At 42.4% G+C, this 14,647-nt stretch carries 16 protein-coding genes and 1 pseudogene; 9 read left to right on the top strand and 8 right to left on the bottom strand.

Translation table 11 applies throughout. The features are described from left to right. Positions 1–162 precede the first annotated feature (162 nt). Positions 163–462 carry a ferredoxin gene (locus tag V7L05_RS01235; protein ID WP_335161062.1) on the top strand — a complete coding sequence of 100 codons (300 nt, stop codon included), beginning with the start codon at positions 163–165 and terminating at the stop codon, positions 460–462. A gap of 190 nt (positions 463–652) precedes the next feature. Here the strand turns inward: V7L05_RS01235 and V7L05_RS01230 are convergent, their stop codons facing one another. Then, complete coding sequence (locus tag V7L05_RS01230; protein ID WP_335161060.1) at positions 653–2,320, bottom strand: SpoIID/LytB domain-containing protein; 1,668 nt, start codon at positions 2,318–2,320, stop codon at positions 653–655. 112 nt (positions 2,321–2,432) lie between these two features. Between V7L05_RS01230 and V7L05_RS01225 the strand changes: the two genes are divergently transcribed. The 5 genes from V7L05_RS01225 to V7L05_RS01205 all read left to right on the top strand — a co-directional run bounded on the left by V7L05_RS01225 (position 2,433) and on the right by V7L05_RS01205 (position 6,324). Further along, positions 2,433–2,696, top strand: a complete 264-nt coding sequence (locus V7L05_RS01225; RefSeq protein ID WP_094329374.1) for a ParB N-terminal domain-containing protein — start codon at positions 2,433–2,435, stop codon at positions 2,694–2,696. A 3-nt stretch (positions 2,697–2,699) separates the two neighbouring features. Beyond that, positions 2,700–2,846: a histidine kinase gene (locus V7L05_RS01220; protein ID WP_335161058.1), complete on the top strand. Its 147-nt coding sequence runs from the start codon at positions 2,700–2,702 to the stop codon at positions 2,844–2,846. A gap of 167 nt (positions 2,847–3,013) precedes the next feature. Then, positions 3,014–4,477, top strand: a complete 1,464-nt coding sequence (locus V7L05_RS01215; RefSeq protein WP_335161056.1) for a Fic family protein — start codon at positions 3,014–3,016, stop codon at positions 4,475–4,477. A gap of 156 nt (positions 4,478–4,633) precedes the next feature. Next, positions 4,634–5,287 carry a nucleotide exchange factor GrpE gene (grpE, locus tag V7L05_RS01210; protein ID WP_335161054.1) on the top strand — a complete coding sequence of 218 codons (654 nt, stop codon included), beginning with the start codon at positions 4,634–4,636 and terminating at the stop codon, positions 5,285–5,287. A gap of 17 nt (positions 5,288–5,304) precedes the next feature. Further along, complete coding sequence (locus tag V7L05_RS01205) at positions 5,305–6,324, top strand: tRNA-dihydrouridine synthase family protein (protein WP_335161052.1); 1,020 nt, start codon at positions 5,305–5,307, stop codon at positions 6,322–6,324. Between the two features lie 365 nt (positions 6,325–6,689). Here V7L05_RS01205 and def read toward each other — a convergent pair whose 3' ends face one another. Beyond that, positions 6,690–7,220 (bottom strand): peptide deformylase, encoded by a 531-nt coding sequence (def, locus tag V7L05_RS01200; RefSeq protein ID WP_335161050.1) that lies wholly within the window; start codon positions 7,218–7,220, stop codon positions 6,690–6,692. Between the two features lie 119 nt (positions 7,221–7,339). Beyond that, complete coding sequence (locus V7L05_RS01195; RefSeq protein WP_335161048.1) at positions 7,340–8,581, bottom strand: HhoA/HhoB/HtrA family serine endopeptidase; 1,242 nt, start codon at positions 8,579–8,581, stop codon at positions 7,340–7,342. Positions 8,582–8,908: 327 nt separating this feature from the next. Here V7L05_RS01195 and dnaA point away from each other — a divergent pair, with 327 nt between their 5' ends. After that, the gene (gene dnaA, locus V7L05_RS01190; RefSeq protein ID WP_335161046.1) at positions 8,909–10,291 is read left to right on the top strand and encodes a chromosomal replication initiator protein DnaA; all 1,383 of its coding nucleotides are present in this window, start codon (positions 8,909–8,911) and stop codon (positions 10,289–10,291) included. A gap of 322 nt (positions 10,292–10,613) precedes the next feature. Here the strand turns inward: dnaA and V7L05_RS01185 are convergent, their stop codons facing one another. Then, positions 10,614–10,859 (bottom strand): type II toxin-antitoxin system VapC family toxin, encoded by a 246-nt coding sequence (locus V7L05_RS01185; protein WP_335161044.1) that lies wholly within the window; start codon positions 10,857–10,859, stop codon positions 10,614–10,616. Positions 10,860–10,971: 112 nt separating this feature from the next. On the opposite strand from V7L05_RS01185, the gene V7L05_RS01180 reads away from it, so the two are divergent. Continuing rightward, positions 10,972–12,300 carry an RNA-guided endonuclease InsQ/TnpB family protein gene (locus V7L05_RS01180; protein ID WP_335161042.1) on the top strand — a complete coding sequence of 443 codons (1,329 nt, stop codon included), beginning with the start codon at positions 10,972–10,974 and terminating at the stop codon, positions 12,298–12,300. Here the strand turns inward: V7L05_RS01180 and V7L05_RS01175 are convergent. Together V7L05_RS01175 and V7L05_RS01170 are read right to left on the bottom strand one after the other, a co-directional pair. Further along, entirely contained in the window at positions 12,297–12,533 is a 237-nt protein-coding gene (locus tag V7L05_RS01175; protein WP_335161039.1) for a hypothetical protein, read from the bottom strand. The two genes, V7L05_RS01180 and V7L05_RS01175, sit on opposite strands and share 4 nt — an antisense overlap. Next, entirely contained in the window at positions 12,530–12,781 is a 252-nt protein-coding gene (locus V7L05_RS01170; RefSeq protein ID WP_335161037.1) for a hypothetical protein, read from the bottom strand. The genes V7L05_RS01175 and V7L05_RS01170 overlap by 4 nt, the downstream gene beginning before the upstream one ends. 147 nt (positions 12,782–12,928) lie before the next feature. On the opposite strand from V7L05_RS01170, the gene V7L05_RS01165 reads away from it, so the two are divergent. Then, a complete protein-coding gene (locus V7L05_RS01165) occupies positions 12,929–13,183 on the top strand; it encodes a hypothetical protein (RefSeq protein WP_335161035.1) in 255 nt (84 codons plus the stop codon). 210 nt (positions 13,184–13,393) lie between these two features. On the opposite strand, the pseudogene V7L05_RS01160 reads toward V7L05_RS01165, so the two are convergent. Both V7L05_RS01160 and V7L05_RS01155 read right to left on the bottom strand, forming a co-directional pair. Next, a pseudogene (locus V7L05_RS01160) lies at positions 13,394–13,594 on the bottom strand (diversity-generating retroelement protein Avd); the annotation flags it as partial. A gap of 110 nt (positions 13,595–13,704) precedes the next feature. Beyond that, on the bottom strand, positions 13,705–14,550 hold the full coding sequence (locus V7L05_RS01155) for a formylglycine-generating enzyme family protein (RefSeq protein WP_335161033.1): 846 nt from the start codon (positions 14,548–14,550) through the stop codon (positions 13,705–13,707). Positions 14,551–14,647: the final 97 nt, after the last annotated feature.

Raw genomic sequence — 14,647 nt, 5'->3', positions numbered from 1 at the left:
AATTTCATTACTAATCGGGTTCAATTTCCAGTTACATCGTTTAATTTTTCTCGTAGTATCAGAATTGAAGCAAATTTTAACGAGCGGCTAATCCCACAGAATAGCCGTGACCTTTGCCTTAAGATAACTTATACTGCCCTTTGCAAAAGAGAGGATTACTCAATGGCAAGTTTTAAAGTCACACTAATCAACGAAGCCGAAGGACTGAACCAAACACTTGATGTTGATGACGATACCTATATTCTAGACGCTGCTGAAGAAGCTGGTCTTGACCTGCCTTACTCTTGCCGCGCTGGTGCTTGCTCGACCTGTGCAGGTAAACTCATAAAGGGTACCGTAGATCAGGGTGATCAGTCTTTCTTAGATGACGATCAAATAGAAGCTGGATATGTACTGACCTGTGTCGCTTACCCAACCTCTGACGTGACAATCGAAACTCACAAAGAAGAAGAACTCTACTAAGAGTTAGTCCCCTCAACAATAAACCTCTTGCAAGAGTTAATGATGTTGACAAAATAGAAGCAGGGCATTTAGGGTCAACACCCTTTCAATGCCGTGTGTACCTCTTAAAGCGACTTTGACAAAAAGCCTAATTTTGTGTTGAGCAGGAACACAGTAAATTTTGTGTTCCTGCTTAATTTTTTAAGTATGCTTAAAGTTTAGTCTCTTTGCTGAGAATTTGAATCTGAGTGCCAGGATAGTAGAATTGGAGAATTTTTGCACTTGACCAACCTAATTTAGCTAAATTTTGAGCGCCAGTTTGACTCAAGCCAACTCCATGTCCTAATCCACCACCAATAAAAGCGTAGCCCCACAGTTCGGGTTTGCCTTTGTTCAGAGGTTCTATGTAAAATAGCGTACTCTTAGGAGCAGCAAAGGCACTACGAACTTCATCTTTGTGGAGAACAAAGGTGCTGTGATCAGTTTTAACCGCGAGTTCAAGGATGCGTCCACTCTGGCTTCGCTTCACTACTGCCATCGCCTGAATTGTCTTAAATTTGGCATCGGGACTGTTTTTCACCTGCAAAAATTTCTGCAAGTCCTTGGTAATATCCTTTAAAGGAGTTTCCTTGTGCCAACGAAACATATCCCACTTGCTTTCATTAAATCCTTGTTGCGTATTAATAAATTTTTGGAAGTTCTTTTCATCTGCTAAACTCTGCTTAGACAAGTTCCAAAAATTAGTCGCAGCATCCAGTACAGGGCGCAGATAAGGACGATCATCGCCATTCCAGACATCGCTGAAGGAGGCGGTGACGCCACCAGTCGTGGAAGAATACAGGGCGTCTACTAGTTCATTTTTATATGTTAGTACCTTACCCCTGGTTGAGGCGATCGCCAGGTCTGTTTTGGCAGCCGCTCCATTCAGTCCATAATAAACTTGGCAGTGAGTATCAGCACACAACTGATAGTTATCTGCGGCAAACCTGCGTAAATTTCTCAAGGCATAAGTTCGCGCGAGAATTGCTTGAGCTTGCAGGGACGCTGTTGGTGCATCCGTGCCGATTTCGTAAGGCAAAACCCCACGCAAATAAGTTTCTAAAGGTACTTGATTAACTAGAGTGTATGTACCGTAGGCATTTGGCTGCAAATTCAGTCGCCCGGCATAAAGACGAGCATTTTCTGGCTTTTCGCTTTTATTCACCCGAATCAAATTTTTATCAGTGCTAATTTCTAAATCATTCGGGCTGTAGCGTTTACCATCCACCACCCAACTCACTCGCGGCACTTGCTTCAAAATTTTAGTATCAAGATATACTTTTTCTTTGGTAGAAGCTTGGATGTTCTGCAATAGCAAGCGTCGCAGTAAAGGAGTGCCGTAAACATCTCGTTTTGCCCAAACCTGCCAGCGTTCTGGCTGGGCTATTTCCACTTCTATTCCCTGAGAACGCCATTTATTAGCACTGTCTTCGGCAGTTTCAAAGGTGCGATATGTGCCTAAAACTACCACTTCTTCGACTGCTGACTGGGGTAAAGCTTGTATTACTGTTTCCAGCTTTACAGGGTTCTTGGTAACTAGGATTTGCTGATTGTTGCCCGTTTTAAATTTTAGCTTTAAGCGATCGCCTTTTGTGGGTTCCAGTTGCAGCTTGGCTGTGGGTTTATCGCCAAATCGCTGCACAATCCCAATTTTCAGTTCCATATCCTGGATGTTGCTCTCAGGTCCTGATGCAGCAGTTAGTCCCAATAGACAAAATGTTGTCAGCAGAGTGTGGGAAAAACGCCAAAACGAAAATTTCATGGCTACCTGATTCTGCCCCTGAATGCGGCGTTGGAGCTGATTTTCCAATTGCTTTATAGCGCGGTTTTTTTGTCCCATGAGTGCTCCAATGATACCATTACCAGTTTTGCCCAAAGTACTTGCAAAACGAAGTCATAATGACTATGATTTATTTAGAGACAGAAAACAGAACTAGTTGGATAAACTCCTTATGGTTAGAGTCCAAGAAATTCCATTAAATCAGATAAAACGGCCATTGCCCCGTGTAAACGATCCAAATAAAGTGCAAGCCTTAATGGAATCGATTGCGGAGATTGGGCAGCAAGAACCTATAGATGTCCTAGAAGTAGATGGACAATATTATGGTTTTTCTGGTTGCCATCGGTATGAAGCTTGCCAGCGTTTAGGCAAAGAAACCGTTTTAGCCAGAGTCCGTAAAGCACCCCGGAGCGTTTTGAAGATGCACTTGGCATAGGGAGTGGGGAGTGGGGAGTGGGGGGATGAGGGGGATGAGGGGGATGAGGGGGATGAGGGGGATGAGGGGGATAACTCATGCCCAATGCCCAATGCCCAATGTCCCATGCCCCATGCCCCATGCCCAATCCTCAAATTACATATAACCTAATTAGGAGAAAATTATGTCATCGAAAGTAACAGTTAAAAATATAAATATCGGCATTAACGAGGCGAGTAGGGCTAAAATTGCCGAGGGTTTATCTCGCCTGATTAAACAGATCGCTTAAGAGGTTAACGAGTGTTAGGGTATTCATGCACATTATCTGATGGTTTTTTATGCAATGGCAACCAATAGAAGATTTACCATCCAACTGGGAAAAATTGGCTAATACTGAGTTCCCACCTTTACTTACTGTTTGGAATGAACAAGCACAGCGTCTTCGTTCCTCTGGCGAGTTCAAAACTTTTATGGAAAGGTTACGCCGAGAGATCGCCATAGAAACTGGAATAATTGAACGATTGTACACGCTAGAGCGAGGAATTACTCGCTTGTTGATTGAAGAAGGAATCAATGAGGCTCTAATTCCTCATGGAGCTACAGATCGCCCAGTTAATTTTGTTGTATCTCTAATCCAAGATCAAGAAGCAGCAATTGAAGGGCTGTTTGATTTTGTAGGTGGACAAAGAACTCTAACGACTTTCTATATTAAAGAGTTACATCAACTTCTAACCCAGAATCAAGATACTACAGAAGCTAAAACATCAACAGGACAAATTACTCGCGTTCCTCTTATAAAAGGTGACTGGAAAAAACTACCTAATAACCCTGAAAGACCTGATGGCTCCATGCACGAATATTGTCCTCCAGAACAGGCCGCCTCTGAAATGGATAATTTGATTCAATGGCATCATCAACATCAAGCAAGACAAATTCCTCCTGAAGTTGAAGCCGCATGGCTGCATCATCGCTTCACACAAATTCATCCATTTCAAGATGGCAATGGTCGAGTTGCTCGCTGCCTCGCTAGTTTAGTTTTCATCCAAGCTGGATGGTTCCCTTTAGTTCTAACTCGTGACGACCGAGGAGTCTATATTGCGGCTTCAGAGCAAGCAGATCAAGGTGATTTATCAAATTTGATTAGCTTGTTTTCTAGGAGTCAAAAGCAAGCATTTATTCGTAGTCTTGGTTTATCTGAACAAATCTTGTCAGAAGGGCGACGCGCTCAAGTTGTTATTGCTTCTATAGCTGACAAGCTGAAGCAAAATAAATCGGCAACTATTCAGGATCGTTGTCGAAAGGTTGAGAGTTTTGCTGCAAACTTGTTTGAAATTGCATCTGAACGTTTACAAGATATTGCTAATGAGATCAGATTATCTGTTCAAAATCTAATAAATGATCCTCGCGTTTTTAGAGTCTCAGCTCCGGCTGGTGATCCAAAATCCTACTATCATCGCTACCAAGTTGTAGAAACAGCTAAACAGCTAGGGTACTTTGCAAATCTTCGTCCATATCACAGTTGGATACAATTAGGTATCGATATAGAATCAACAACAACAATCCTATTATCTTTTCATGTTCTTGGACATGAGTATCGTGGTATACTTGTATGTTCTGCCTGTGCATACCATAGAGATAATGCAGAAGAGGGTGAACGAAATATTAGCGAGATCCAAGCATTAACTGATTCTCCATTTCAGTTTTCCTATGCTGATGAGGAGAGCAATCTTACAGAGCGTTTTAAGCAGTGGTTGGAAGATGTGCTTGTAACTGGTTTAGAGTATTGGAACAAAAGCATCTAAGCTCGACTTTATCCATTTTTTGGCAACGCTCTAGCTGACGCTAAAACCTTTGTGGGACGGTAGCTTTACTTTTTAGATTTCAACGATAATCTGTGACGTAGCGATCGCTCGGATTACGTGCTATGTAGCATGGTAGAAAATAACTGAGAATCATCAATGCCCAATATTGATTTCACCCAAAAGTTGCAAGATTTAATGCAACAGGTGGGTATTTCTAGTTTTAAAGGGCTGAGTCGCGCTGCTGGCGTCTCAGAGCGTCAAGTTTTGCGGTTACGCCAAGGAAAACTAGAGCAGATGCGGTTAGATGTGCTGCTCAAGCTGTCGCCAGTGCTACAGATGCCTTTGAATGAATTAATCGCAACTTTTTCAACCGTAGAGTTGTTACAACAGAAAGCAGCACCTACTCAGGAATTATTAGAAGAAATTGCAGATTTAAGAAAAGAGTACCAGCGATCGCAGCTGCAACTAGAACAGCAGCGAGAGATATTACTACAAGAATTCCAGCAGTCGAATTTGCAACTGCTGGAGTCTTTATTATTGCAATGGCCAACAGCAGCACAGAAAGCGCAAGAAAATCCCCAGCTAGCAGCAGTCAAAATAGTACCGTTGGTGCAGAAACCCCTAGAAAAACTTTTAGAGGCGTGGGGAGTGGAAGCGATCGCACCCGTGGGAGCAGAATTACCTTATAACCCCCAACTGCACCAATTGATTGATGGAACTGCACAACTAGGTGAAATAGTCAAGGTGCGCTACACTGGCTACCTTCAAGGTGAGAAGCTGCTTTACAGAGCCAAAGTCAGTCCTGTTTGAGTAAAATCAATATCTTTATGCCCCAGGTATCGCTCCCCCAATCGCAGCATCCAGACCTACCCCTCACGGCTCTTGCGCCGATGCAGGATGTAACAAACCTCTGGTTTATGAAGGTGATTGCCCACTACGGCAGTCCTGACTACTTTTTCACCGAGTATTTCCGCGTCAATGAAACCTCACGGCTCAATCGTAGCATTCTGGCAGCAATCACCGAAAACGACACGGGTCGCCCCGTTTTTGCTCAAATGATTGGCGAAAGCATTCCAGACTTAGTAAGAACAGCAAAGGAACTCTGCAACTATAATATCGCTGGAGTTGACTTGAACATGGGCTGTCCAGCACCTAGAATCTATCGCAAAAATGTTGGGGGTGGATTGCTACTCTTACCAGAAAAAGTGGATCGGATTTTGGGAGAACTGCGTTCTGCTGTCAACGATCGACCTTTGACCGTCAAGATGCGCGTAGGGTTTGAAAATACAGATAACTTTTACGAAATTCTAGATATAATCAATCGCCACAGCATTGATTTGCTCTCTTTGCATGGTCGCACTGTCAAAGATATGTACCACGGGGCAGTGAAATATGATTTGATTGCTGAAGCGGTAAGACGAGTCGATTGTCCAGTGCTTGCCAATGGTAATATCGACTCTGCGACAACTGCTGTTAAAGTGCTTTCTCAAACGGGGGCGGCGGGTGTGATGGTGGGACGCTGGGCGATCGGCAATCCTTGGCTTTTTAATCAAATTCGGCAGGCTTTGCGCTTCGAGACGATCGCACCCGTTCCTTTAGTAGAGGTACGGAACTATATTGATCGTTTATGGCAAACCCCCACAGCAGCAACCATGCCAGAGCGATCGCGCGTAGGCTACCTCAAAATGTTCCTCAACTACATTGCCCTGAATGTTGACGCTGAAGGTGATTTCTTGCGGCTGATGCGACAGACCCAAACCGAGGTAGAACTGTTTAACCTCTGCGATCGCTTTCTCCTTGCTGATCAAAAGAAAACTTTAGCTTTAGCACCTTCCTTGAGCGTGTAACTGTGGACAACAATCTGATTCTGCCGCAGAAATTTAATAATGACTCATTACTAACTTTGACTACTTTGATTATTTTTTCAATTCTTCTAAATAAACAGCAACGTTTATCATAATGCTGTTACCTTTTTGTTAAGAACAGAGCGATCGCACCCCCACAACCTAACGTTTCATCATCAGGATGGGGTGCGACGATTAGTGCCGGAGTAGAAGCGATCTCGTTAACTTGCGAATCTCACGAAGCGGCTGACGCCAAAGGGGAGAGGTTTGGAAGCGGGGTTTATAGTATACTTTACGACTTTTCAAACATCCTCTTATATGATTAGGAAACGCTGTAATTAAACTACACCACTCCCCACTCCCATTTATTAATTTTTAACTACTCGTTCTTGGTATTCCTGCTCAGTGATCATATCGAGAGTGTTCTCTAAACGATCTACAAATACAATACCGTCGAGATGATCGTACTCGTGTTGAAAAATCCGAGCGATAAAATCGGTTAATTCTTGCTTTTGTAAGTTGCCTTGAGAGTCAGTGTATTCCACTTCAATAGCTTTATACCGAGGAACTAACCCCCTAATCCCTGGAACACTTAAACAACCTTCCCAATCTTTGATAACTTCAGTTGAATGAGCAATGATTTTGGGATTAATCATTGCAGTAGGTTCCATTTCCGGGGCGTTGGGATACCTAGCATTAGGATGAGAAGCCACAATAAACAAACGATAGGATTGTGCTACTTGAGGCGCAGCAATTCCCACCCCGTTAGCCTTGGCAACAGTGGCGATTAAGTCTTCAATTAGTTTTTGGATATGCTCATCTTGAATATTCTCAACCCAAGCAGCTTTTTGGCGCAATGTTGGATTGCCTAATTGAATGATTGGCGCTAATTCACTCATGATAAAACTCCTTTAGATAATGGGGCATTGGGCATGGGGCATTGGGCATTGGGCATTGGGCATTGGGACTAGGGAGTATGTCAGTTGTTTTTCTAATGACAAATGACAAATGACAAACATCATTCTTCCCGTCTCATAGGCAAAGCAGCAGGTTGAACACCTACTTGGACAATTTGCCCATTGCGTTCCACTTCTATTGGTAACTTAGTACCGATTTTGCTATTTTCTACTAGCTTTTGTACTTGTTCAATTTTACTAACAGGCTGGTTATTAATGCTTTTAATCACATCACCAACTCGTAGTCCAGCCACAGATGCAGGCGATCGCGGCACAATCTCAACCAGCAAAACCCCCTCATCTGCTGTAAGATTGAAGCGATCGCCTGCTATATTTTTGATTCTTTCTTTATTTTCTGGTGTCAATGTCACCATCTGAACACCCAAATAAGGATGATCGACCTTGCCTGTAGCAATTAATTCTTGGGCAATTTTTTGCACAGTGTTGATGGGAATAGCAAATCCCAAACCTTGAGCGCCTTGGATAATCGCTGTGTTCATCGCAATCACTTGACCACGCGTATTTAACAGCGGCCCACCAGAGTTACCAGGGTTAATCGCAGCATCCGTTTGAATGTAATCAACTCGCTTGTCGCTAGCACCGATATCGCTACTAGAACGACCTGTAGCACTAATAATTCCAGAAGTGACGGTATTATTCAAGCCTAATGGATTACCGATGGCAATTACAGCCTCTCCTGGTTGCAAAGAATCGGAGTTACCCACAGATAGAGTTGGCAGATTATTAGCATCAATTTTAATCGTAGCCACATCTGTTACTGGGTCTTCACCTAACACTTTACCATCAAAAGTCCGGCCATCTTTGAGTGTGACAGTCACTCGATCAGCACCATCTACCACATGGGAATTAGTCACAATTTGACCAGAGGAATTAATGATAAATCCAGAGCCACTACCCCGCTCTACCCGTTGTCTAGCTTGTGGCGCACTGTCTCCAAAAAACCGCCGGAAAAATGGATCGTTAAATTCGTCTGGTACGCGAGAAGTGATTGTTCGGGAAGAATCAATGCGAACTACCGCAGGCCCCACCTGTTGCACTACTTTTACCACAAAGTTAGGATCTCCAGACGACGAAATAATTGGCGGGGGGACAATTACCGGGTTGGGTTCTATTCTCTTTTGAGCTTGAGTATCACTTGGCTGAGTCTCAAAGGTCTTGGCTGGTACAAGAGAGCAGCTCCCCAAGAACACCACTGCTACCCCATATGAGAGCATCCACAATTTGTAGGGTAAACCCCTGGTATCTATCTTTTTGGACGCTGAGTGATGGTTTGTTGTCTTCATGTGTCGTTGCTTCTCCGTGTCAGTGAAGAGTGCTGAGTTAACAATGCTGTTAGCGGTAGCTAAGGTTTAGCCCATGCTGAGTTAAAAGACCGCTCATAAGGGACGAGGCATATACTGGGTAGGAAAGCTCTGAGAAATTTTTACTTTACTCAGCACTTAGTACTCAGCACTCAGCACTCAGTTTGGTCGGTGGGTGTTAGGATCTTGCCTACCGAGTATGTCCCAAAATGATTACAACTTAAAAGCTTATTCTAGGTCTAGCGTGTCTGAATGCTAAATTGGTGCTTTCTCTTCTATTGTGACAATTAGCAGCAAAGGTGGTGGATAATGGAAATTCCCATAGAAAGTCTGTGGAGTCAGGTACTAGAGCGCCTACAGCTTGAACTATCCCGACCCACCTTTGAAACTTGGATCAAAACTGCTAGTGCAGAGCGATTAGAAAATAATTGCTTGGTTATCCGCACTCCTAACCCATTTGCTCGTAATTGGTTACAGAAGTATTACATCAACACTATTGCTCATGTAGTACAAGATATTCTGGGTCATCCTGTGGGAATTTACATTACCGTTGCTCAAGGTGATGAAGTTTCTCATTTTAGTGAACGAGAGGTTTCTTGGGAATCACCAAATCCCAGCAGTATTTCTGAAGCTGTCCCTAATCACAATCAAAAAACTACTGAATTGAACTCTAAATATGTCTTTTCGAGATTTGTAGTTGGTGCTAACAATCGGATGGCTCACGCTGCTTCTTTGGCAGTTGCAGAATCTCCAGGTAAAGAGTTTAATCCTTTATTTTTATGCGGTGGCGTAGGTTTAGGTAAAACTCATCTTATGCAAGCTATTGGTCATTATCGCTGGACAATTTCTCCTGATTGTAACATATTTTATGTTTCAACTGAGCAGTTTACTAATGATTTAATTACAGCAATCCGCAAGGATAGTATGCAAAGTTTCAGAGAACATTACCGAGCTGCTGATGTTTTATTAGTTGATGATATTCAGTTTCTTGAAGGAAAAGAGTACACACAAGAAGAATTTTTTTATACTTTTAATACTTTACATGAAGCTGGTAAACAAGTTGTGATTGCTTCCGACCGTCCTCCTAACCAGATTCCTAGTTTGCAAGAACGTCTTTGTTCTCGGTTTTCTATGGGGTTAATTGCAGATATCCAAAAGCCGGATTTAGAAACTAGAATGGCAATTTTGCAAAAAAAAGCCGAGGATGAAAATATTAGTCTTCCCCGCGATGTGATTGAGTATATTGCTTCTAACTATACTTCTAATATTAGAGAATTAGAAGGAGCTTTAATTCGGGCGGTGGCTTATATTTCTATTTGGGGCTTACCGATGACGGTGGAAAATATCACACCAGTTTTAGAACCGCCTAACGAAATAATGGCAGCTACCCCAGAAGCAATTTTAAAGGTTGTAGCTGGGAATTTTGATCTTTCAATAGACGACCTCAAAAGTAACTCACGTCGAAGAGAGATTAGCTGGGCGCGTCAAATAGGAATGTATCTAATGCGTCAACATACATCCCTGAGTTTGCCGAGAATTGGCGAGGAGTTTGGTGGTAAAGACCATACGACGGTGATCTACAGTTGCGATAAAATTACCCAACTTCACCAGAGCGATCGCACCTTATCACAAACTCTACGCCAACTGAGCGATCGCATCAATATGACTAGCCGTTCCCAAAAACCATCGTGAAGATTTATTTTAAGTTTTCCACAACCAGCACTCTGATAATTAGCATTGACGGCTGAATCCTGACGTCGAAAATATTAAGTAATGTATAAAAATTGATTAAAATTAACTTAAATTAGGGAAAAAACATTACTTTTTGTGGAAAAAACTGGGGAAAACTTGATATTTTCTAGTAAAACTTAATTAAGTATAATTACCTTGTGGAAAAGTACTTGAGTTTTTCCACAAGTTTTCCACAGATGTAAAGTTGCCTAATGTATGATTGCAACAGAAATTGTGGCAGGTTTTCCGCAATTTACTGGCATCGCTATTGCAAATACTCTGCTCACTCCACCGACAACTCACCCACCACCAAAATCCTCAACTCCATCACCCGCTTCAAAGCTGTATCATTGGTCAAAAACGTCTCACAACCAGCAATTATTGCCGCCGCCACCTGCAACGCATCGGGTAACTGAAGGTTATAACGTACCCGAATTCTCGCAGCTTCTCGCGCAATATTAGCATTAATCTCCACAAAAACTACTTCATCTTGTTGCAAGACATCGACAAAAGCCTGCTCTAAATCCACTAACCCCAGACGTATTATAAAACTTCAAGCAAAATATAGTCTAACCTACTCAGATATAGTCTTTCATGTCCTCATTGAATGGTAGAATAATCTTGTCCGACAAATCAATAATATGCGTCAAGTAGAAAAGCACGTAATCAAAGAAGGACATGAATGGTTTGATTACTGCACTGATATAACTACTATTTCCCGACAGCTTTATAACACTGCTCAATTCACCCAACGCCAAGGTTTATTCTATGGTTGGGGGACTCAATCACAAGCTAGCTTAGATAGTTTATTTAAGCAAAACGAGAACTACAAAGCCTTACCCGCAAAAGTAGCTCAACTCGTATTAAAACAGAATGCAGACGCGTGGATTGCTTACTACAAAGCATTGGCAGCTTATAAACTTGATTCAACTAAGTTTACAGGTAGACCAAAGCCACCTAATTATGTAGACGATAAAAACCTAGTTAAGTTCAATAATCAAGCAATTGGTAAAAGAGAATTTAGTAAGGGTACAGTTGTCCCATCAATGTCACCAATCAAGATTCCGGTTAAACCTGGACTAAAGTTTGATGACTTGTGCGAAGTGCGAATTATCCCAAAAACGGGATGCTTTATTATCGAAGTAGTTTATGAAATTCCCAAAACATCAGACTACAATTGTCGCTTAAATCCTGGTTTGAATGCGGCGATAGACATTGGTTTAGATAATCTAGCGACGATTGTTTTTAACGACTTAACAATACAGCCGATTATTGTAAATGGGAAACCATTAAAATCAGCAAACCAATTTGACAACAAGCAGATTGCCAAGTTTCGGGGTTTTCTGCACGCCACTTCCCACAACGGGGGGAACCCCCGCAAGGGAGTGGCTCCCAAGGGTAAAGGCTCGTCAAGACGAATTGCAAACATCGTTCGGAATCGGAATCAATTTGTAGATTCATATTTACATCAGTCCACAAAAATGATTGTGGATGAATTTCTGTCTCTTGGTGTAACTCACGTAGCAATCGGGAAAAACGAACAATGGAAAACACATCTTAACTTAGGTAAACGTACAAACCAGAATTTTACTCAGATACCACACCTCTTATTTATCAAGATGTTGACTTATAAACTAGAACGAGTCGGCATCACCGTTAAGGTTGGAGAAGAATCTTACACAAGCAAGGCATCTTTTATTAATTGGGACATTATCCCAACTTATGACCCTAACAATAAGGTGAGGCACATTTTCTCAGGGAGACGTGTTGAACGAGCGTGGTATGTCAGTAAAAATGGTTTGAAGATTCATGCCGATGTGAACGCTTCTTTCAATATCGGCAGAAAAAGTAATCCTGAAGGGTTTGACTCTATCAAGTCCATTCTAAGGGATAGGGGATGTCAGGTAGTACATCCAAGGCGGATAACTCCACTATTTAAGCGTGTCCATGCTGAAAGTAGAGTCGCTTAAAACCGAGTTGCATAAGTCTGACTATATTTGACTATGTGATTTGGAACTATAGCACCCACCAAACACTCTGATAATGTTATTGCAGATGCTACTGCTGTAATGTCAGCTTCTAACCGATCAAAAATTGGATCGACTAAATCCACAAACTGCGGATTGCGTTCTACAAAATAAATTACGGGTGCTGTATCGAGAAACAAGCGAGAAACATTTGCTAATGCATCACTAATCTTCATTCCTCTCCTCGCAACAAGCGTTCTCGATGCTCATCTCCTTCCCGTCGAGTGCGCGAAACCCATTCCTGAGCATCCTCACCCAATAGCGGATAAGATGCCATACCCTTCAAATTGCTCCACTTGCGTTTTGGTTGCGCTTGAGTGATATGTTTCTTCATGCGCTCCACCAAATGCCCCATCACCGTCAATTGCTCCTCTGGAGTTAATTGCTCAATCTCGCTTAAAATTTTTTCAAGTGACGGACTCATCAACCTAACCCTGATCAACTGCTGTAAATTTTAGCGTCTTTACTCTTGGATATATCCCATCCTTTAAAGGTTGCAAGCACATAACTATGTTTTAGTTTCTGGATCTCTTAGTGAGCTTTCTGCTCTAATACTTGTAAAATTAGTAGAATGGTAAAACAAAATTTTCAACCGGAACATACGCCGATACCTCCGTTAGATGGGTCTGAGAACCTCTCAACTACCATCAAGTTCAGCGAGATATGCAAATTAAGCGAACTTTCCTTTGACCCAGACGCTTTACCTATTTGGGAATTGGTAGCTGAAATCTCTGGCCAAGTCCCTGATGAAGAATGGCAAAAACTACCCACAGACTTAGCTAGGAGATTTGATTACTACAAGAAACAGAAGCAAGGAAAAGATTAATGCGGGTTGTGTTTGCAGATACGGGGTACTGGGTAGCGTTGCTTAATCCTCATGATGATTTACATAACAAAGCGATAAATCACCTAGAGCCAAGGCGAATGGAATTCGCGGCTACACAAGCAAAGTCCACCTCCGTGGACTAATACAAATTCAAAGGCTTTTAACCCACGGAGGTGGGTTTTGTCTGTGTAGCCGCGACTTCTAGTCGCCCAGGCGAGTAATCAACGCTTCTAACTGAGCTAATTTTTGGTTTGCATACCTTGCTACGATTAAACCATCTAATACATCATATAATTCTGTAATTATCCGATTTCCTAGCAAGAATTTATGATCTCTAGGCAGACGATTTAAAATTGGCACATACCACTTGATTAAATCGTATGTTTTCTGTATTATCGGTAAATCACTCATTCAGAATTTAGCTAAAAAAATTTGATCGCGCAGAGCGCGAGACAAAACAGAGAAGAAGAAGGGAAAAGAAAAAAGCGAAGAAGGCAAAAGGGCAAGAGTGTAAAGAGCTACTAAGTCCTGGGGGGAGCCGCAACCACAACCCGAAAACCCACGTTGCTGTTCCTACCGTCACGCGCGACCCAGCAGCGATTCGCCGAACGGCAGAACCTCGGAACGTTGCACCACGAACCACCGCGCAGCACCCGATCATCATTATCACTCATCCAAGCGCTACCGTCTGCTGGCGCTCCGTTATAATTTTCGTGCCAAGCATCCTGACACCATTCCCATATATTACCATGCATATCAAATAAAGCAAAGGGGTTTGGTGGAAATTTTCCGACATCTGTTGTTTGCTCACGAAATTCACCTTTGGGGCCTTGACCATAATTACCTGGGTACAATGTCCCTTCATAATTCCAATCTGTCCCCCGATAATTAGCTAAATCAGTCGTAATCGTCTCACCAAAATAAAATGGGGTAGTCGTTCCCGCACGACAGGCATATTCCCACTCTGCCTCACTAGGTAAGCGATAGGGTTTCCCAGTCTTATTAGACAATCTGGCACAAAATTCAATTGCATCATCCCAAGATACTTGTTCAACAGGTCGATTAGCACCTTTAAAGTTGGATGGGTCGGGATTTAAATCAATATTTACCTTTTTCAGCGCCGCTACAACAGCCCATTGGCTTTGTGTAACTGGAAATTTACCCATAAAAAAGGATTGAACGGTGACAGTGTGCTGTGGACTTTCAGAATCGTATTGTTTTGGCTCATTCTCTGGGGAACCCATTAAGAATTTACCACCAGGAATTGCAACCATTTCCAGAACTACACCATTACCCAAATTTTCTGAGAAAAACTCGGCTCGTTTGCGACTACGATTAATTTCATAGGTTTTTCCTAAGCCAAACATTCCTGATTTTTTTACATTGATGGTGGCGGTGTCAAACTCAAACGACTGAGTTTGAATGCCTGGGGGAGATGGCGGTTGAGGAACAGTTTTAGGTGGT

The sequence above is a fragment of the Nostoc sp. genome (genome assembly GCF_036917755.1).
GTDB lineage: Bacteria > Cyanobacteriota > Cyanobacteriia > Cyanobacteriales > Nostocaceae > Nostoc.
Note: the sequence above shows the minus strand (reverse complement) of the source record. Positions and strands in the feature narration are given on the sequence as shown.